Source organism: Pseudoalteromonas sp. 10-33 (assembly GCF_001469195.1).
GTDB lineage: Bacteria > Pseudomonadota > Gammaproteobacteria > Enterobacterales > Alteromonadaceae > Pseudoalteromonas.
The window spans coordinates 226,505-246,054 of sequence record NZ_LOFI01000023.1 but is presented as its reverse complement, the minus strand read 5'-3'; the positions used below and the strand labels follow the sequence as shown (position 1 = coordinate 246,054).

The window sequence follows — 19,550 nt, the reverse complement described above, 5'->3', positions numbered from 1 at the left end:
CATACATTATTTATACCCGTATGGCATTATTTACTTATACAAAGGCGGTCTCTACCAGTATTTTTGGCTTCATACAAAGCATCGTCAGCTCTATCAAAAGCTTTAATTGGGGTATCCCCTTTTTTTAACTGCGTAGCGCCTACGGAGATAGTTATTTCAATTTGCTTATCTTTAAATTTAAACGGAATATTTTTAATAACTTTTCTGAGTTTTTCAAGCGGTGCAACCGCATTATCAACTGTGGTTTCACTCATCAATAGGACAAATTCTTCACCGCCATATCGCGCTATAAAATCAGATTTGCGTATCGTCTTTTGTAATGCTTTTGCAATCACTTGCAACGTAATATCGCCAGCTGTATGGCCAAACCTGTCGTTTATTGATTTAAAATGATCAACATCTATAACAACCAGCGTAACATTTGATTGCTGAACATTAAATAAATGCATTTCGTGGTTATAGCGTTCGTCAAAAGCGGCTCTATTAGGTAATTTTGTTAAGCCGTCTAGTAGGCTTTTAAAGCGTTGATCGTTTAAGCGCTTTTTGTATTTTGTTAGTTTTGTTTCAAGCGTACCAATACGGCCATTAATCTCATTAAAACTCGATACAAGTATTTCCCTGTCTTGGCGTTCTAGTTTTTCTTTTGCCATAAAGTCTTGAGTTAACGACTTTAGTTCATTATCAACAAGCTCTTTTAAAGATGAAATAGAAGTAGCGGATTGTGTTTTTTCGTTTAAGTTTTCTATTTTACTTTTAATATTTTTATTGAGGGTCTCAAACTCAGCCCCCATTGACGTTGAATGCTTACTTGTAGCGACTATTGATTTATGCAGTTCTTCAATTGTTTGGTTAAGCGACGATAAAAAGCTTTGAGCTGACTCTCGTTCTTTATTTATATTTTTTACGACAACAGTAATTATGTTTATGGCCGTATCGAGCAATGAGCCTAAATTATCGCTTTCAGATATAATGCTTTTAATACGCTTAATTTCTACTGTTGCTTCATCTTCAAGAACTAAGTCGTTAGCAAGTTCAAGTAGTTTTTGTGCTAATGCAGGCGTCGCTTCACAAGTAATCTTGCTATCTGCACGTAGTTTTGTGTTTAGCGCCTGGTGATAAAAGCTAATTAATTTTTCCAGTATCGGAATAAAGTCATGAGTGGAATGAACGTTATTCATTTCGTGATCGAGTAAATTTCTCAACGAGCGGCGTGTGCCTTCTGGCAAGCCTTTGGTTTTTTGGAGTTGTTTGCCCGCTGATAAAACACTTTCTTGTAGGTCACGTTGTTGCGAAAGTTGAATGGACTCTTGTTTTTTTAACAGCTCTATTGTTTCGTCTATTAAAGGGGATAAATCATCAAAACCAACGCCTTTGTTGAGTGCGCTTCTAAAGTTAGCAAGTCTGTTGTCAAGTTCCGTATCAAGACCCTTACACGCTAAGGATAATTTAGATGAAAAAATAGAGAGGGTGTCTACTTGATGTTTTCGCGCGTCTTCCAGTGCCATGCGCGCACCAATTGCTTGTTTTAGTTTTCTCTCTGTAGCAGTAGATTTTTCTGACACCTAGGCAAGCCACCATGATTTGTAATTTTATTACTCTAAGTCTACAACAAATTTATATTAAGTGTAGTTATCTCGGTAAAAACTCTATATTTTTATCAGCCTAGTGCGTACAAACTGGTATAAATGAGTGTTTATCGCTTTTAATTCACATTTAAATGTTCGCTTGATAACCTTGGAGGCAATCAAGGTCTTTAATAGAGTTCATATGAAAAAGTTATTAGTTTTATCAATTTGTGCTGCGTTATCTGCATCTGCTTTTGCTGATGTTAATTATTCATTGAGTATAGATGAACCCCAACATCATTTGGGTGATGTTCGCGTTCAATTTCCTAAGTCAGCACAAGCTCATCTTGATATTAAATTACCTTCTTGGCGCTCCGGTCGTTATGAAATTCTTAATCTTGCCAATGGAGTACGTTATTTTAACCCAACGGATAAAGAGGGTAACCCTTTAAAGTGGGAAAAAATTGATCACAGTACATGGCGTGTCCATATTGATACACCCACAGAAGTAAGTGTAGGGTATCAGGTTTACGCCAATGAACTAGGTAAGCGTGCTCGCCACATTGATGATAGTCACGCTTTTATAGACGCTTCTGGTTTTTTCATGTTTAGCGAATCATTTCGTCAAGAGCCTGTAACGATTAATTTAGAGGTTCCTAAACAGTGGCGTTCAGTATCTGGAATGGGTAATTTAGATTCTACTCATTCATTCAAAGCAGCTAATTATGATGTGCTAGTGGACTCGCCTATCGAAACAGGTATTAACCAGCTTCACTCATTTAACGTTGAAGGGCGTGAGTACGAATTAGTAATTTGGGGGGAAGGTAATTACGACGTTGAATTAATGCTCCGTGATCTTAAAAAGCTAGTAACAACGGGCAATGTAATTTGGGATAGTTACCCCTATGAGCGCTATGTGTTTATGGTGCATGCAACCTCTGGCGCTGGTGGTGCAACCGAGCATTTAAATTCGACCATAATTCAAAGGCCGCGCGATCGATTTGGCTCTCGTGAAGATTATTTAGGCTTTATTAGTACGGCTGCGCACGAATTTATTCATACTTGGAATGTAAAAGCATATCGTCCAGAGGGATTGGTACCTTACGATTATACTAATATGAATTATTCAAAATTACTTTGGATTGCAGAAGGCTCGACAAGTTACTTTGAGGACCATTTATTAGTGCGTTCAGGAATTGAGACAACGGATGAGTTTTTTAAAGGGCTTACAAAAACCATAAATAGACACTTACAAACACCAGGCAGAGAAGTTCAAAGTGCCAGTGAAACAAGTTTTGATAAATGGATTAACCAAGGTGGAGATCACGGACGTAATTACAGTACTAATATATATTCAGAAGGCTCATTGTTGTCAATGGTGCTTGATATTAACCTACTAGAAAAAACAGCAGGTAAAGTCAGTTACCGTGATGTGCATAAAGCACTTTATAACAACCATAAGTTACCATTAGGTTTTAATGAAAAAGACGTACTAAGCATTTTAAAAAACCTGACGGGTCTCGATTATTCAAACTGGTGGAAAGAGTATGTTGATTCACCTGCAAAAATTGATTTTGACGAATTACTCAATAAAGTAGGTTTAGTTTTTGAGCGACCCAAAGACGCTAAGGCTGTTGCCAGCATAGATGCAGTAGCTAAAAATACCGGGCAGCTTTTAACATTAACACATGTTCAACGTGGTGGTAGTGCTTGGAAAGCGGGTTTAACGACTAACGATAAAATCGTAGCTATAAACAAGCATCACGTAAGAAAAGATCTGAAGTCGACCCTTGAAAATTTTAGTCCTTCAGATAAGGTAACCATTGACTTTATTCGTCGTGATTCACTACAAAGCCTTACCTTAGTGTTAACTGAAAAGTTTGATAAGCCCAAAAAGGTAACAGCAAATCCTCAAGCAACTACAGATCAAAAAGCACGCTTTAAAGCATGGATGGGTGTTGAGCACCCAAATGATGTTAAATAAGATTTAACAACACTAATAAAGGAGCTAAGGCTCCTTTTTTATTATTTTAACAGTGAATAATACACTTAAGCTTACTTTTGAATATATGTGTATGGAAATTCAACAATTAACTTCTATTATAAAATGAGGAAATTTTATAGGAGATAGCCACAATATGAGTTCCAGCACAGTTGTTAATCAATTATCTAAACAGTTTGTTACTAACGATTCATTGCACCAACTATTTGAAAGTGTAAATTCAATTTCAGTGCAAGGTTATGATGAACAAAGACGAGTTGTGTATTGGAACAAGGGAAGTGAATTGCTTTATGGCTTTAAATCAGAAGAAGCATTTGGAAAGAAGTTAGAAGAACTTATCATACCCGCTCCGATGAAAGACATGGTAGTTGAGGCTCATACAAAGTGGATTAAGGAAGGCGTAGCAATACCCGCTGCAGAAATACTACTTAAGCATAAAAATGGAACTGATATATACGTTTATTCAAGCCACGTAATGTTTGAAAATGAATTTAAAGTCAAGCAAATGTATTGTATAGACATTGATTTGTCGGATGTAAAAAAGGCCCAAGCCATTGCTACTTTTAAAGAGCAAATGCTGAAAACAATCTTTGAAGCTATCCCTGATTTACTTTTTTTAATGGATCATGATGGAATCATCATTGATTACCATACTAATAACAAAAATACCCTTTATGTATCCCCTGAAAAGTTTATTGGTAATAATATGTTTGATATTTTACCAAAGGGTGTTGCTAAAAAATTCGAAATACATATCGCTAAAGCAATTGAACAAGAAGAGATGGTGACATTTAAATATGAGCTTACAGTACGCCAAGGCTTAGCCTACTTTGAGGCAAGAATAAATAAAGTCTCTAAGTATGACCAAATAATGATAATTATTCGAGATATTACCGAACAACACCAATCAGAACAATTAATTCGTAAACAAGCTTATTTTGATAGCCTTACACAATTACCAAACCGTTTACTAGCCCTCGATCGATTATCACAGGTAACAATAGAAGCCGATCGCAATAATGAAAAAGCCGCGGTATTTTTTTTAGATTTAGACGACTTTAAAAAAATAAATGATTCACTTGGCCATGAGGCTGGCGATAAGGTTTTGATTGAAACAGCCAACCGCCTGCAAAACGCTTTGAGAAAAGCAGATACAATTGGTCGACTAGGAGGAGACGAATTTATAATTCTGTCTAAAGGGGTTTCTACTCAGCAAAATGCAGTGGGTATTGCTGAGAAGATCCTGCAAAATTTTAGAAACCCCTTCATAATTGAAGGCCGCGAGTTAATGTTAACAATTAGTATTGGTGTGGCAATATTTCCAGATAACGGCAAAACAGCTTCTGATTTACTCAGAAATGCAGATACAGCGATGTATCAGGCAAAAGCACTGGGGCGCAACACATATTCGTTTTTTACCAGTCAAATGAATACCGTTATTCAACGACGCTTAGCAATAGAAGAGCAAATGCGAGGTGCTCTGCAGCGCAATGAATTCATTCTTTATTACCAACCGCAATTTGATGTTAAAAACAATGAAATTACAGGTGCAGAGGCATTACTGCGGTGGCTAAACCCTGTACTCGGTAGCGTGGCACCAGATGAGTTTATTCCTATTGCAGAAAAAACAGGCGTAATTATTTCTATTGGTGAGTTTGTTATTAAAGAATCACTTCACTTACTCAAACGATGGAAAAACGTAGAAAAGTTAAATAAAAATTTTACTATCGCTGTAAATTTATCTCCAAGTCAATTTAAAGATTTAAGTCTGTTTAACTTTATTAAAACATCGTTATTAAATGCGAATATTGAGCCTAAAAACCTTGAGCTTGAAATTACAGAAGGAGTGTTGATGACTGGAGAGTCCACCATTACTGATACCTTAACCAACATCACAAATTTAGGGGTTATTCTATCCATGGATGATTTTGGGACGGGTTATTCATCACTTAGCTACTTAAGGCAATACCCGTTTAATGTATTAAAAATAGATCGTGGTTTTATTGGGGGGATTACTGAAAACAATGAAGACTACAGCTTAGTAGAGGCAACAATCGCCATGTCGCATGGTTTAGGCTTGAGAGTGGTTGCTGAAGGAGTTGAAACTCAAGAACAACTCACAATATTAAAAGAACTTGGTTGTGATTTTGCCCAAGGGTATTACTTTAGTAAACCAATACCTGAGCAAGACCTCATTGATTTTTCGATACGTTTTTATAGTTAACTTACAGTAAACATTGTAAAGGGTGCGATGTAACTACTGTGTTTAAATAACATTTTATATACGGTTTTCGAATTCAAACATAAATCGATTGAAGACTTCGTTTAATTAATTACTTCCACATATTGCGGCATGAGCGCGTATTTTTAAGGTTTTGATTGTGCTATCGCTCTTAAATTGGTTGAGTTATATCTGCACTTCGGATTCAGCGTCTGCTATGTTTTGAGGTGACAATTTAATAGACAATAAGAAGTAACAAGTTTAGTTCATGCTCTAGTATTAGCTGCTAGGCACTCTAAAACCAAATTAACTAGTTTAATCTTAATTTATAGCTTTAACGGTTATATTATTCTTTTCTTATGAATTTATATTTTTACGTGCATTTAATTTCCCTTAAGTGGTATGTTTTAATAATTTACCAAAGGAATTAATTATGAAATTAGAGTCTTTAGCACTACACCATGGTTACGAGTCTGAAGAAACCACGAAATCAGCAGCAGTGCCTATTTATAATACCTCATCGTACACGTTTGATAACACGCAGCATGGTGCTGATTTATTTGATTTAAAAGTACCTGGAAATATCTATACCCGCATAATGAACCCGACCAATGCTGTACTTGAACACCGTATTGCTGCAATGGAAGGGGGCATTGGTGCGCTGGCTGTTGCCTCGGGTATGGCGGCGATTACCTATGCGATTCAATGTTTATGTGAAGTGGGCACTAATATTGTCAGCACCAGCCAAGTGTATGGCGGTACTTATAATTTATTTGCCCACAGCTTGCCACGCCAAGGTATAGAAGCGCGAATGATTAAAGCCGATGATTTTGACGGTTTTGAAAATGCTATTGATGACAATACGCGTGCGGTATTTTGTGAGTCGATTGGTAACCCTGCAGGGAATATAGTTGATATCGCTCGCCTAGCAAAAATTGCCCACAGTAAAGGAGTGCCTTTAATTGTAGATAACACCGTGGCTACGCCGTATCTGTGTCGTCCATTTGAGTTAGGTGCCGATATTGTGGTGCACTCACTCACTAAATATATTAACGGCCATGGTACCGCGATTGGCGGTATGATTGTTGATTCGGGCAAGTTTGATTGGAAAGCCAATGCCACCCGTTTTACGATGATGAATGAGCCTGATCCGTCGTACCATAATGTAGTGTATACCGATGCGTTTGCTGAGGCGGCATTTATTGGGCGTTGCCGCGTTGTCCCTCTTAGAAACACCGGTGCGGCGCTTGCGCCTAAAAACGCCTCTGATATTTTAATTGGCCTTGAAACGTTGGGGCTAAGAATGGATCGTCACTGCGAAAACGCGCAAAAAATTGCTGAATACCTAGAGAGTCACCCTAAGGTGCTTTGGGTTAATTATGCGGGATTAAAATCAAGCCCGTATAACGAAATGAGCCAAAAAATTACCAATGGTAAGGCTTCGGGTATTTTAAGTTTTGGTATTGCTGGTGGCCTTGAAGCCGGTACGCGGTTTATTGATGCCCTAAACATGATTTTACGTTTGGTGAATATTGGCGATGCGAAATCGCTGGCGTGTCACCCAGCATCTACTACGCACCGCCAATTAAATGATGAAGAGCTTGCTAATGCTGGCGTTAGCCGCGATTTAATTCGGTTATCGGTGGGTATTGAAAACATTGATGATATTATTGCCGATGTAAGCCAAGCACTCGATAAAGCCTAAATCGTACGGTAAGTACCTCAAGCTTTTTTGAGGTATTTATTTTTGTAATTAAAAAGGAGTGCCGATACATGAAATTTTTAATCTTTCTCGGTTCGGTTAGAAAAAGTACTCCACCTAAGCCTGCGCGTTTAGGGGAAAGGGTAGCAAAAGCATGTGAGTGTTGTTTGCTTGAGCATTACTCTAAGCATGAAATAGAGCTTATTGATCCGCTCGATTACGATTTAGACCCTGTGTTTAAACCGCACTTTGCCTATTCGCAGGCTGAGGTACCTAAACGGCTTGATGATTTAGCGACAAAAGTTAAAGCCAGCGATGGCTTTGTGATGGTAAGCCCTGAATATAATCATTCTATGAGTCCGGCACTCGCTAATTTGTTAAACCATTTTGGAAGTTCTCTATTTGGCTATAAACCCAGTGCTATTGTTACCTATTCTGCAGGGCAGTGGGGCGGCGTACGTGCTGCTGTTGGCATGCGCAGTTTTTTAAGTGAACTGGGCTGTTTACCCGTATCAGCAATGATCCATGTACCAAAAGCGCAAGACGTGTTTATTGAAAGTGGTGAAGTAAACAATAGGGAAGAGCAAACATCGTGGGATAGCTATTTTTCGCGCACCTTTAATCAATTAATGTGGTGGGCTGAGGGCGCCAGCAAACAACGTGAAGCGTTAGATCCTAAGCAATTAAGCAAGGATTTTAAACGAGACCCATCACAACGTAATGCGCCTTAACAGTTGATAAATTTAAGCTAGTCTTTGTTTGCGTCTTCGCGGGGGGAGGTCAATATTGCTTGCTTTTGTTCGTCAGTTAAAATAATCCAGTCGAATATTTCATCGCTAGTGCGCCCGCACCCAGTGCAGTAGCCATTCATTCTATAACATTCACCGATACAGTCTGTTTTTAAATGAGTGGATTGTTTAATGGGTGTTTGGCGCATAAATTCTCTCGTCATTATTTAGTGGCGACGGGCTTTCCTACTTCTAAAGAGGTCGACCAAGTTTTAATTTTTGATAACGTTTTGCTGGTATAAACAGAAATAACCGGCGACTTATCATCAAGTACAAAGGTGGTACGCAGCGACGTTTCTGACTCTTTTTGTGTTTCTAACCAGTTGTTTTTTTTAGTTAAACATTGGCGAGTAAGTTCAACTGCTTGTTGATGCATAGCTACCGCTTGTTGTTGATCTTTGTAGCTTTCTTGGCATTGATAGGTCACAGTTTTATTGTTAAAGCTAGTCACTTGGCAGTTATCGCCAAATACGTTGTACTTTGCAGTCCATACATCTAAATATGAGTTTTGTACTTTAGTGTCTTTTAACGCATCAAAGCGATTATCGAATTCGGTTATTAAGCCATCCATTTTTTCACAGGGCGTTAAGCTGTCTAATTTGGCTTTTTGTTCACTGGTTAAACTGCTACAGCCAGATAAAATAAGGCCCGTGAGTATAAGCGATATATAAGTTTTCATAGTGCGCTATCCTTTTGTAATTGCTACCAAGGATACCTAAGGTAGAGAATAAATGCTATTGAGAGTCTGAATTAAAAAAGAAAAATTATGGCTTTTTATAACGATGTGCGCCAAATAATTGCGCACACAGTAATCGTTATATTTACTTATGACGACCTTGTAGGCAAGCAGCTACAGCAGTGAGCTCTAACTCTTGTCGTTGTAATAGTACAACAAGGTGATACAACAAATCGGCCGATTCGTTGGTAAGTTCATTGTTGTCGTGTTTCATTGCCGCAAGTGCCACTTCTACACCTTCTTCACCTACTTTTTGAAAGCTACGGCTTAAGTCTTCTGCGAACAGTGACGCAGTGTAGCTTTTAGCGCTTCGCTGTTCATAAAGCCTTGCATTAAAATTACGCCAGAGCGGGCATCTTGAACAATGGCAGGGATCATCTCGCTTTTAGCGAAAGCAACTTGAGTTTGGTTTTCTAAGGTTACTTGCATAGTCTTGATGCCACTTGGTTATCGATTAAAAATTGTTTTAGTTCACCGATGTTTATCACGTTTTTGTGAAAAACACTGGCTGCGAGCGCACCATCTACTTGGCTTTGTTGTAATACATCAACAAAATCTTGCATGCTGCCTGCACCGCCTGAGGCGATTAAAGGAATATCACACAGCTGGGGTATTTTGCTGAGTTGCTCGTTGTCGTAACCGTTGCGAACACCATCTTGGTTCATACAATTTAAAACGATTTCGCCTGCACCTAAGTCTTGTACGCGTTTAACCCATTCTTCGGTTTTATAACGGGTGCGGCTTGACGCATTAGGATCGCCAGTAAGCTGATAAACAAGATATTCACCGGTTGTTTCGTCAAAAAAGCTGTCAATGCCAACAACTACACACTGCTTGCCAAACTCATCATGTAATTCTTTTATTAGCTCTGGACGCGCAATTGCAGGGCTATTAATACTGATTTTGTCAGCGCCATGTTCAAGCACACGAGCTGCATCGGCTACCGATTTAATGCCACCGGCTACACAAAATGGAATATCGATATGGCGGGCAATGTTTTCAACCCAATTAACATCGAGTAACCGTTTTTCAACACTTGCACTGATCTCTTAAAACACAAGTTCATCAGCACCGGCTTCGCTGTAGGCGTTAGCTAGGGTAAGTACATCGCCAACCACTTCGTAGCCTTTAAATTTAACCCCTTTAACGACTTAGCCGTCTTTTACATCTCAACAAGGAATTATGCGTTTTGATAACATGAGAATGCCTAGTTTTTAAAATTTTGATTTGAAATAAAGCTGTTTTTACATTTATCGTTTGTATGACTAAATAGAAGACGCATAGACTGCACTTGATATGTTATTTATTTGATAAATTTGAATAGTTAATTTAATGAATGAATCTTAATGCATTACTATGCAATGAATTCTTAGCCTCACCATATAATAGAACTCCGGCTATGTTAATACTTAAAGCTAGAACTTAAAGTGATAATTAATGCCTTAAAAAAATATCCGCTTCAATGCTTATTTAAATTTATAAAATACTAAAATTAAAATGTTTATTTTGAAAAAGAATAACCGTATCTGAGGGCGTTTTTAGCAGCTATAAGGTTTGAAAGGTATGTTGTATATGCAGTATTTTTTAAAAGTTAATTGTGATAATTATATGAATTATTTTGCTCAAAGCTTATAAAAAGGCCATGACTTACTACTAAGCATGGCCATATCTTTGTTGGCGTTTAATTAGTTGCCTGTTCGTCTTGTTTAACATTCATAAAAATGGCGTATAGAACAGGTATTACGGTTAATGTAAGCAAGGTAGCAAACAGTAACCCGAATACTAAAACCACAGACATTGATTGGAAAAATGCATCAAAATACAGTGGAATAACCCCTAACACCGTGGTTAGAGTGCCCATCATTACCGGTCTTACCCGACTATTTGCCGAGTCGATAATGGCATTATATGCAGGTTTACCTTGGCGAATTTCCATGTCCATTTGATCTACTAATACAATGGCATTTTTAATTAACAAACCAGAGAGCGACAGTAATCCTAATATACCCATAAACTCTAGTGGTATTTGTGTGGTTACCAGCCCAAACACAACACCAATTAAGGCTAATGGCACAACCAGCCAAATAATAATTGGTTGTTTTAAAGCATTAAATAACACAATAACAATCAGCACCATGGCTAAAAAGCCCATTGGAATAGTTGAGGCCAACATTTCGTTAGACTCTTTCGATTGTCCGTATTCGCCATCCCATTCAAGTCGATACCCTTGAGGAAGGTCAATGGCTTCTATTTTAGGCCTTACCCGATTAAATAACTCTGAGGCTAGTTCACCCGGCAGAGGATCCGCTTGAGCTTTTATAGTCCATTCGCGGTCTTCACGTTTTAAAATGCCATCGCGCCAGACAGTTTTAAACCCATTGGTTACTTGCGCTAGGGGCAGTGTTTCACCAGTGATATTGCTTTGTACCTGAATGTTGCCAATATCGTTTATGTCGACACGTTCCGATTGTGGTGCTCTAACAATAATAGGAATGAGCTCTTCACCTTCACGATACTGTCCAACCACTTGACCAGAAAAGTTCTGCTGTAAGGCTTCAGCAACCGCTTTACGCGTTACACCAGCGCGCTGCGCATTAATGGCAGAGTACTGTGGTTCAATAACACTAATGCGTTGTCGCCATGTATCTTTAATAGACAAGGCGCCACCATCATCAATTAATACTCCTTTTGCTTGTGCAGCTAGCTCTCTTAATACATCTGGGTCGGGGCCTTTAAATGTGGCTTCTATTTTAGAGCCACCACCTGGGCCCATTACAAAACGCCATACTTTGCCCTGAGCATCAACAAAGTTATCGTCAATGTAGTTTTGTACGATTGGTAAGAGTTTATCTAGCTTTTTATAGTCATCGACTTTGGCTAAAATTTGCCCGTAAGAGCTGTTTGGTGACTCGCTACCATAAATAAGCATGTAGCGAAGCCCGCCACCACCAATAAGGGTTTGGATACCTTCAACACCATTTTGTTGCTTTACAAATTCCTCTAACTTGAGCATGTCTTTTTTGGTTTTTTCAATATCGGTACCTTGCGGTAGCCAAAAATCAACCACCATTTGTGGTGTGGTAGAAGCTGGAAAAAATCCTGATTTTACAAATTGAAATCCCCACATAGACACACTAAAGGTGGCAACTACAACGGTAATACTGAGCCAGCGATGATGCAGTGCTGACACCACTACCGATTGATAAAGTGCCATAAGTTTATTTGGCTTCGCTGAGCCTGAGGTATCGTTATCTTGCTCTTTAAACAAGCAATAACAAAATAAGGGGGTTAGGGTAATGGCAAATAGCCAGCTGTATAATAAAGAGATTAAAATTACCCAGAATAAATGACCGGTAAATTCGGCGGTATCACCTGGAGCAAGGCCAATAGGCGCAAAGGCAACAATCCCTACTAAGGTACCACCTAGTAATGGCCATTTAGTTTGCTTTACAACTTCGCTAGCAATTTCTAACTTTTTACGTCCTTTTTGTGTACCGACTAAAATTCCTTCGGTTACTACAATGGCGTTATCAACCATCATGCCTAACGCGATAATAAGCGCACCAAGCGAAATACGATGCATGGGTATGCCGCTAAAATCCATGGTAGCAAGGGTCGCAAAAATGGTTAGCAGTAGTACGGCGCCAATAATAATTCCTGAGCGCAAACCCATAAATAGCAGCAGGGTAACCATTACGATCACCAGTGCGACTAAAACATTCACTACAAAGTTGTCGACTGAATCTTGTACTACTTTACCTTGGTGGTAAAACTCATGCACTGTGATACCCAGCGGTCTGAGGTTTTCAGTTTGTTTCACTCTGTCATCAACGCGGTCAAATACTTTAACCACATTAGCACCCAATACACTGGCGACCCCAAGTGAAATTACAGGTTTAGAGTTATAACGGACTAACTTGGTTGCTGGGCTTTGAAAGCCACGGTATACATTGGCAATATCTTTAAGATAAATTGTTTTACCTTCACCGCTAGCACTGACCAATAGATTTTTAATGGTATCAACGGAGTTTATTTCCCCAGTAGGGTCAATAAAAATACGTTGATCGCCAATTTGAGTGTTACCAGCGCTCAATACAGCGTTTTGCTCATCTAAAATGCCGTAAATATTATTAATAGACACGCCTAAAGAGGCTAACTCTTCACGGGCTATTTCTACAAATATGCCTTCTTGCTGCACGCCTGTCATAGCAACTTTGGCTACGCCCTCTACTTGTAAAATGTCACTTTGCAAATCTTTAGCGTAGGCATGTAACTCGTCGGGTGAGTATCCTTCGGCGGTAATTAAATAACTTAAGCCATACACATCACCAAAATCATCATAAACTTGTGGCGTGCCAGTACCAGGCGGTAATGTTGGACGTGTGTCATTTATTTTGTTTCTGAGCTTAGTCCAAATAACTTGCAACTCAGATTTAGTCGGAGAAAACTCTGATTTAATCTCTACTTTAATTTCAGATAAACCCGTAGATGAAGTAGATGATATAGTATCAACTTCTTGCAGTTCTTGAATAGCACGCTCTAGCGGCTCAGTGACCTCTTTTGCAACTTCTAGTGGGCTTGCACCTGAATACGAAACAAACACCTGCGCGGTACGAATTATAAATTCGGGGTCTTCAAAGCGAGGCATGTTTTTATAGGATGAAAAACCAAATCCTAGAGTTAAAATAATGAGTATGGTGCTAATTAACTTATTATTGATTGTCCATTTTGCTAAATCCATTATCGCGCTCCTATGCTTTAGTCCAAGGACGTACTTTCATACCCTCAGTCACATAGTTTGCACCTGCACCAATAATTACATCCCCGGCTTTTAAACCGTCAGTGACAATGAGTTGCTCGCCAATGCCATTTTCAATTTTAACGGGAGCTTTAGAAGCTTGCATTGTTTTAGCGTCAACCGTCCAAACAAAGTGCTCTCCGTTTTGTTCAAAAATAGCAAAGGTTGGCACTAGTAAGCGAGTTGTATTTGAGCTGCTTTCACGGGTTATTTTTAGACTAGCATTCATACCAGGCAATATATTGAGGTTATTTGGTACAGCAAAGGCAAATCGTACTTCATAGGTTTGGCTCGCTGAGTCGGCTTCTAAATTGGCTCGTCTAAATGTTGCAGGAATGGGAGCAGTTGATACATCTTGTAAAATTACTGAGGCTACATTGTTCTGCTTAGAATCTACTGTGGCCACAATAGACGCGGGAATATTTACCACCGCTTCCATTTCACCTTTACCAAATAAAGTAACAACATGTTGCCCAGCACTTATGTTTTCAAGCTGCTTTACCGGTACTTCTGCAACAATAGCATCGTAAGGCGCTATAATTTTACTGTCAGATAATGCTTTTTGCGCTGAGTCATATTGCGATTCGGCTACTTCTTTTTTAGATTTTAGTTGCTCTATATCACGTTGTGAAATAACCCCATCTTTAACGAGCTTCAAACCACGTTGGTAATCATTATCGGCTGTTTCAAACTGAATTTTGCTCGACTTGACCTCATTAATAAAGTTTCGTTGTTCTAATACAGCAATTACATCGCCTTTGTTTACGTTTTGTGCAGCAATAACGTTAAGCGCTTCTAACTTTCCGCTAACTTGAAAAGCAAGCTTTGAGCTATTTATAGTGTCGATAGTGGCGGGGTAGGTGAACGTTTTTGATTGCGACTCATCACCTATGGTTATTAGTTTAACCGCACGCGGTTCGTTTTGTTTTTCTGTAGTGACTTCGCTTTCTGAGCAACCGGCTAATAAAAGTAGAAACGTGATACTAATCAAATTAAATTGAGTAAAACAACGTGTTTTGATCATATGGCTTACCTTAAATAAAAAGTGCGTTGTTAATTTTTGGCATTTTTTAATCAGTAAAAATTATAAAATAGCCAATTGCGTTTATTTTCGAATTTACCTGAAATGTAAGTTATTAAACTATAACTACTTTAAAAGAAGCAGTAAGGTAGTAGGCAATAAATAACATTGTAATTTCTATAGTTTATTATTGCTGTACCGTTTTGTTTTAATTTGTATGATTTTGTAGAAAGCACCAAAAGTGCAACTTAATATTTGCTTTATGGTGGGCTAAGTATAATTAATAATCAGCATTTTAAAAGCAGACGCCTAAAATATTAGCTATGTAGTATTAAAACCACAAACTGTACTTTTTACAAATTAAATTGAAATATTAATTGCTTAGGAGCGGTCTTGTAAGAATGATGTTGGTATTGCTTGATAAAAACACTTCAACTCAAAGCATCACTCAGCAATGGTTAGCCATTATTTTCACGGGTAATTTTAACTGTGAAAAATTCCAACATAGTCATCAAAAAATAATCATACGAGGTCAAATCCTACCATGAGTAAAAAAATCATCTTAATAGCAATTATTAGCTTATTTGCCCTGACTATTTTGTATTTTACTGGCGCATTTAATCGTGACGCAGTGACTGCACAGCGTTTTGTTAATTTACAGCAAGGTGATAAAACCCATAAGGGATTTCGCCGAGCACACGCAAAAGGTATTTGTTTAGCAGGCTCTTTTGAGTCAACGGGTGAGCTTGCTAAGTATTCGCAAGCGAAGGTATTTGATTTAGGAGCCACTCCTTTTGTAGGTCGCTTTTCTATTGCGGGTAATAATCCAACTGCACCTGATTTAAAAGCTCCTGTGCGTAGTTTAGCGTTTTCTATAACTACTGATGATAACCAAGAATGGCGGGTGGCAATGAATACGCCTCCGGTTATGGCCGTAGCTACGCCAGAAGCGTTTTTTAAACAACTACAAGCACTTTCACCCGATCCGGTGACTAAAAAGCGCAGCCCAGAAAAAATTAAAGCGTTTTTTGCAGCACACCCTGAAAGTGCTGCTTTTATTAACTGGAAAGCAAGCTACACGCCAACCAGTAGCTTTGCCACTGAGCAATACCACAGTATCAATGCGTTTTATTTGGTGGATGAGAATGATGAAAAGCATGCCATGCGCTGGCTTGCTAAACCACAATTAAGTGATGAAAATATCCAACCACTTAATAATAATTCACCAGATGCGTTGCAACTACAACTTAAAGACCAAGTAGCTCAGTCTCCGGTTAAGTTCGATATGCTGTTTAGCTTTGCAACCGAAGAAGATAATGAAAACAACCCAACTGTTTTATGGCCACAATCGCGCAAAACCATTAACGCCGGTACGTTAGTAATATCACGCTTGCAGGCACAAGAGGGTGGGGTATGTGAAAACATGAACTTTGATCCGCTGGTATTACCAACAGGTATTGAGCCAAGTGCCGATCCTATTTTACGTGCCCGTGGCGCTGCGTATGCAGAGTCATTTCGTCGTCGTGCTAAAGAAGTACTTTTAAATAATTAATCACAGGAACGAGTCAATGAACACAATTACTAAATACTCAGCGTCGAGTATGCTTATTCACTGGGCGATGGCATTAATTATACTTTCTATGTTATTTCTTGGTTTATCGATGGTACAAAGTTTAGCCGTATGGCAAGTAGAAGCTATACAACTACATAAATCGTTTGGCGTGTTAGCACTGATATTAGTGGCGATAAGATTAATTAATAAAGTACTGCATAAAAGCCCTGTATTACCCCAAAGTGTTCCTAAAGCACAAGCTTTAGCGGCAAATTTAACCCAAGTGGGCTTATATGCGTATATGATTTTAATGCCAATTTCAGGCTGGTTAATGCAAAGTGCTGATGAACGTTCTGTGAGCTTTTTTGGTATATTTACTTTGCCTAATTTAGTTAGTAAAAATATTGAGACCTATGCATTTTTTCGTGAAGCACATGGCTTAATTGCTTATGCATTTTTACTGTTTATTTTTATGCATGTAAGCGCTGCACTTCATCATGGTTTAATAAAGCAAGATGGCGTATTGGGTTCTATGTTACCGGGTAAGCATAAATAATTTAGTCAAAGTTAATTAGGGGCTGTTGACCTTTTTAGATTAAATTTGCAGCAGTCTGTTTGGTATTTAGGCAAGGAAGAGCCTAAGTAGTGTGAATGTTCCACATATATAGGCGATAACGCAGCATCAATGCCAAACAGGCGCTGCCCGAAGGGTTCTGCCTAGAGGCGATTTACTCTTTGTTGCCTACATGGATGTAGGTAAGGGGCGTGAGCAGGACGCGGAAGCTTTGCTCGGTTTTTACTTATTCTTACATGGATGTAAGCCAGTAGAATAACGCAGGAGCAGTTATCGAGCCCACTAGGTTGCAAACCTCGCGCCGCGATTAAACCGCCCCTAGTTTGAACAAATATTAATCCGCAAAGGTCAGCAGACCCTAGTTAAAGGGTACCTAAGGGAGAGAATAAATGCTATTGAGAGGCTGAATTAAAAAGAAAAATTATGGCTTTTTATAACGATCTGCGCCACATAATGGCGCACACAGTAATCGTTGTATTTACTTATGACGACCTTGTAGGCAAGCAACTACATCAGTGAGTTCTAACCCTTGGCGTTGTAGTAGTACAACGAGGTGATACAACAAATCGGCCGATTCGTTGGTAAGTTCATTGTTGTCATGTTTCATTGCTGCAAGTGCCACTTCTACACCTTCTTCACCTACTTTTTGACAGCTGCGGCTTAAGTCTTTAGCAAACAATGAAGCGGTGTAGCTTTTTGATGGGTCATCATTTTTACGCTCAACAATGACATCTTCTAATTGTGCTAAAAAGCTTAAGCTTGGTTTAGCATCATCGCCAAAGCAGCTTTGTGTGCCTAAGTGGCACGTTGGGCCCTCTGGATTAGCCAGTACTAAAATTGAGTCGTAGTCACAATCGGTATGCACCGATACTACGTTTAAGTAGTTTTCTGATGACTCACCTTTGGTCCATAAACGTGACTTTGAACGCGAGTAAAAGGTTACTTTGTTACTTTCAAGCGTCGCCTTTAGTGCTTCGCTGTTCATAAAGCCTTGCATTAAAATAACACCAGAGCGAGCATCTTGAACAATCGCAGGGATCATTTCGCTTTTAGCAAAATCTACTTGAGTTTGGTTTTGTTGTGTTACTTGCATAGTCTTGCTGCCACTTGGTTATCGGTTAAAAATTGTTTTAATTCGCCAATGTTAATCACATTTTTGTGAAAAACGCTTGCTGCTAATGCGCCATCGACTTCGCTTTGTTTAAATACATCAACAAAATCTTGCATACTGCCTGCACCGCCAGATGCGATTAAAGGAATATTACATAATGCGCGCATTTTACTTAGCTGCTCATTGTCGTAACCGTTACGTACGCCATCTTGGTTCATACAGTTTAAAACAATTTCGCCTGCGCCTAAGTCTTGTACGCGTTTAACCCATTCCTCGGTTTTGTAACGTGTACGGCTTGATGCATTAGGATCGCCGGTTAATTGATACACTAAATACTCGCCGGTCACTTCATCGTAAAAGCTATCAATACCTACAACAACACATTGCTTACCAAATTCATCGTGTAGCTCTTTTATAAGCTCAGGGCGGGCAATAGCAGGGCTGTTAATACTTATTTTGTCAGCGCCACGCTCTAGTACACGTGCTGCATCGGCTACCGATTTAATACCGCCAGCCACACAAAATGGAATATCGATGTGGCGGGCAATGCTCTCTACCCAATTTACATCAAGTAGGCGTTTTTCAACACTTGCGCTGATTTCGTAAAAAACCAGTTCATCGGCGCCGGCATCGCTGTATGCTTTTGCCATTGTTAAAATATCGCCCACTATTTCGTGGCCTTTAAATTTAACGCCTTTTACTACTTGGCCGTCTTTTACATCTAAACACGGGATTATGCGTTTTGATAACATGCCAACGCCTCCTCAACACTAAATGCGCCATCAAGTAGTGACTTACCTAAAATAACGCCACCTACGCCAAGCTCTTTAAGTTTTTTAATGTCATCAAGTGAACTTACGCCACCCGAAGCTTGCACCTTAATGCTGCTGTTATGGCGAGTTAAATCTTCGTAAAGCTCAAACGATGGGCCAGTCATGGTGCCATCTTTACTGATGTCCGTGCATAAAAAGTCAATAACGCCCAAGCTTACATAAAAATCTACAAGCTCAAGTAAACCAAACTCAGATTCACTTAACCAACCATGGGTTGCAGGAGCCCAGCCCGTGGCTGTTTTATTTACATCAAGGGCAATAACAAAGTGCTCTGCGCCAAATTGTTCAATCCAGGCTTTTACTTGCTCGCGTTTTTCTACTGCCATTGAACCAATAACAACTTGGTTTGCACCGGCTTTTAGCCAATCACTTACATCTTGCTCTGAGCGAATACCGCCGCCCACTTGGTACGGTACGTTAAGTGCTTTGGTTGCAGCTTGAATATGTTTCCACTGTTTTTTACTTGGATCGCGTGCACCTTCTAAATCAACAAGGTGTAACTTGCCTGCGCCACTGTCGGCGTATTCTTTTAAACGCGCGCCAAGTTCGAAAGGGTAAAACTGTGCTGTGTCGTATTTACCTTGGTACAAGCGCACAATTTGATTTTGTAATACGTCTAATGCTGGAATAATCACAAATAATCTCTT

Annotated in this window: 14 protein-coding genes and 2 pseudogenes; 6 read left to right on the top strand and 10 right to left on the bottom strand. The window is 39.1% G+C overall.

Features of this window, described 5'->3' with window-relative positions; all coding sequences use genetic code 11:
• Positions 1-26: 26 nt before the first annotated feature.
• Positions 27-1,562 (bottom strand): GGDEF domain-containing protein, encoded by a 1,536-nt coding sequence (locus ATS76_RS11950; protein WP_058552322.1) that lies wholly within the window; start codon positions 1,560-1,562, stop codon positions 27-29.
• 205 nt (positions 1,563-1,767) lie between these two features.
• On the opposite strand from ATS76_RS11950, the gene ATS76_RS11945 reads away from it, so the two are divergent.
• The 4 genes from ATS76_RS11945 to ATS76_RS11930 all read left to right on the top strand — a co-directional run bounded on the left by ATS76_RS11945 (position 1,768) and on the right by ATS76_RS11930 (position 8,221).
• Positions 1,768-3,549: a M61 family metallopeptidase gene (locus ATS76_RS11945; RefSeq protein ID WP_058552321.1), complete on the top strand. Its 1,782-nt coding sequence runs from the start codon at positions 1,768-1,770 to the stop codon at positions 3,547-3,549.
• A gap of 154 nt (positions 3,550-3,703) precedes the next feature.
• Positions 3,704-5,791, top strand: a complete 2,088-nt coding sequence (locus tag ATS76_RS11940) for a sensor domain-containing protein (RefSeq protein WP_058552320.1) — start codon at positions 3,704-3,706, stop codon at positions 5,789-5,791.
• A gap of 430 nt (positions 5,792-6,221) precedes the next feature.
• Positions 6,222-7,493: an O-acetylhomoserine aminocarboxypropyltransferase/cysteine synthase family protein gene (locus ATS76_RS11935; protein WP_058552319.1), complete on the top strand. Its 1,272-nt coding sequence runs from the start codon at positions 6,222-6,224 to the stop codon at positions 7,491-7,493.
• 68 nt (positions 7,494-7,561) lie between these two features.
• The gene (locus ATS76_RS11930) at positions 7,562-8,221 is read left to right on the top strand and encodes an NADPH-dependent FMN reductase (protein ID WP_058552318.1); all 660 of its coding nucleotides are present in this window, start codon (positions 7,562-7,564) and stop codon (positions 8,219-8,221) included.
• A gap of 17 nt (positions 8,222-8,238) precedes the next feature.
• On the opposite strand, the gene ATS76_RS11925 is transcribed toward ATS76_RS11930, so the two are convergent.
• The 6 genes and pseudogenes from ATS76_RS11925 to ATS76_RS11900 form a co-directional block, all read right to left on the bottom strand.
• Entirely contained in the window at positions 8,239-8,427 is a 189-nt protein-coding gene (locus ATS76_RS11925; RefSeq protein ID WP_082664349.1) for a DUF1289 domain-containing protein, read from the bottom strand.
• 14 nt (positions 8,428-8,441) lie between these two features.
• On the bottom strand, positions 8,442-8,957 hold the full coding sequence (locus ATS76_RS11920) for a hypothetical protein (RefSeq protein ID WP_058552316.1): 516 nt from the start codon (positions 8,955-8,957) through the stop codon (positions 8,442-8,444).
• Between the two features lie 142 nt (positions 8,958-9,099).
• Positions 9,100-9,443: pseudogene (gene hisE / locus ATS76_RS11915) on the bottom strand (phosphoribosyl-ATP diphosphatase).
• A pseudogene (gene hisF / locus ATS76_RS11910) lies at positions 9,434-10,213 on the bottom strand (imidazole glycerol phosphate synthase subunit HisF). The pseudogenes hisE and hisF (ATS76_RS11910) overlap by 10 nt, the downstream one beginning before the upstream one ends.
• A gap of 482 nt (positions 10,214-10,695) precedes the next feature.
• Complete coding sequence (locus tag ATS76_RS11905; protein ID WP_058552315.1) at positions 10,696-13,755, bottom strand: efflux RND transporter permease subunit; 3,060 nt, start codon at positions 13,753-13,755, stop codon at positions 10,696-10,698.
• A gap of 10 nt (positions 13,756-13,765) precedes the next feature.
• On the bottom strand, positions 13,766-14,836 hold the full coding sequence (locus ATS76_RS11900) for an efflux RND transporter periplasmic adaptor subunit (RefSeq protein ID WP_058552314.1): 1,071 nt from the start codon (positions 14,834-14,836) through the stop codon (positions 13,766-13,768).
• Positions 14,837-15,377: 541 nt separating this feature from the next.
• Here ATS76_RS11900 and ATS76_RS11895 point away from each other — a divergent pair.
• Complete coding sequence (locus tag ATS76_RS11895) at positions 15,378-16,385, top strand: catalase family peroxidase (protein ID WP_058552313.1); 1,008 nt, start codon at positions 15,378-15,380, stop codon at positions 16,383-16,385.
• Between the two features lie 16 nt (positions 16,386-16,401).
• Positions 16,402-16,941: a cytochrome b gene (locus tag ATS76_RS11890; protein ID WP_058552312.1), complete on the top strand. Its 540-nt coding sequence runs from the start codon at positions 16,402-16,404 to the stop codon at positions 16,939-16,941.
• Positions 16,942-17,437: 496 nt separating this feature from the next.
• Here the strand turns inward: ATS76_RS11890 and hisIE are convergent, their stop codons facing one another.
• Genes hisIE through ATS76_RS11875 form a run of 3 tightly spaced genes read right to left on the bottom strand, consistent with a single transcriptional unit; the run spans position 17,438 to position 19,538 of the window.
• The gene (gene hisIE, locus ATS76_RS11885; RefSeq protein ID WP_058552311.1) at positions 17,438-18,052 is read right to left on the bottom strand and encodes a bifunctional phosphoribosyl-AMP cyclohydrolase/phosphoribosyl-ATP diphosphatase HisIE; all 615 of its coding nucleotides are present in this window, start codon (positions 18,050-18,052) and stop codon (positions 17,438-17,440) included.
• Complete coding sequence (gene hisF, locus ATS76_RS11880) at positions 18,043-18,822, bottom strand: imidazole glycerol phosphate synthase subunit HisF (RefSeq protein WP_006793443.1); 780 nt, start codon at positions 18,820-18,822, stop codon at positions 18,043-18,045. Before hisF (ATS76_RS11880) ends, hisIE begins: the two co-directional genes overlap by 10 nt.
• A complete protein-coding gene (locus tag ATS76_RS11875; protein WP_058552310.1) occupies positions 18,804-19,538 on the bottom strand; it encodes a 1-(5-phosphoribosyl)-5-[(5-phosphoribosylamino)methylideneamino] imidazole-4-carboxamide isomerase in 735 nt (244 codons plus the stop codon). The genes hisF (ATS76_RS11880) and ATS76_RS11875 overlap by 19 nt, the downstream gene beginning before the upstream one ends.
• Positions 19,539-19,550 lie beyond the last annotated feature (12 nt).

Coding starts and splice junctions, on each gene's coding strand:
- ATS76_RS11895 (WP_058552313.1), top strand. CDS start 15,378: ATGAGTAAAAAAATCATCTTAATAGCAATTATTAGCTTATTTGCCCTG.
- ATS76_RS11940 (WP_058552320.1), top strand. CDS start 3,704: ATGAGTTCCAGCACAGTTGTTAATCAATTATCTAAACAGTTTGTTACT.
- ATS76_RS11920 (WP_058552316.1), bottom strand. CDS start 8,957: ATGAAAACTTATATATCGCTTATACTCACGGGCCTTATTTTATCTGGC.
- ATS76_RS11930 (WP_058552318.1), top strand. CDS start 7,562: ATGAAATTTTTAATCTTTCTCGGTTCGGTTAGAAAAAGTACTCCACCT.
- hisF (WP_006793443.1), bottom strand. CDS start 18,822: ATGTTATCAAAACGCATAATCCCGTGTTTAGATGTAAAAGACGGCCAA.
- hisIE (WP_058552311.1), bottom strand. CDS start 18,052: ATGCAAGTAACACAACAAAACCAAACTCAAGTAGATTTTGCTAAAAGC.
- ATS76_RS11900 (WP_058552314.1), bottom strand. CDS start 14,836: ATGATCAAAACACGTTGTTTTACTCAATTTAATTTGATTAGTATCACG.
- ATS76_RS11945 (WP_058552321.1), top strand. CDS start 1,768: ATGAAAAAGTTATTAGTTTTATCAATTTGTGCTGCGTTATCTGCATCT.
- ATS76_RS11890 (WP_058552312.1), top strand. CDS start 16,402: ATGAACACAATTACTAAATACTCAGCGTCGAGTATGCTTATTCACTGG.
- ATS76_RS11925 (WP_082664349.1), bottom strand. CDS start 8,427: ATGCGCCAAACACCCATTAAACAATCCACTCATTTAAAAACAGACTGT.
- ATS76_RS11905 (WP_058552315.1), bottom strand. CDS start 13,755: ATGGATTTAGCAAAATGGACAATCAATAATAAGTTAATTAGCACCATA.
- ATS76_RS11935 (WP_058552319.1), top strand. CDS start 6,222: ATGAAATTAGAGTCTTTAGCACTACACCATGGTTACGAGTCTGAAGAA.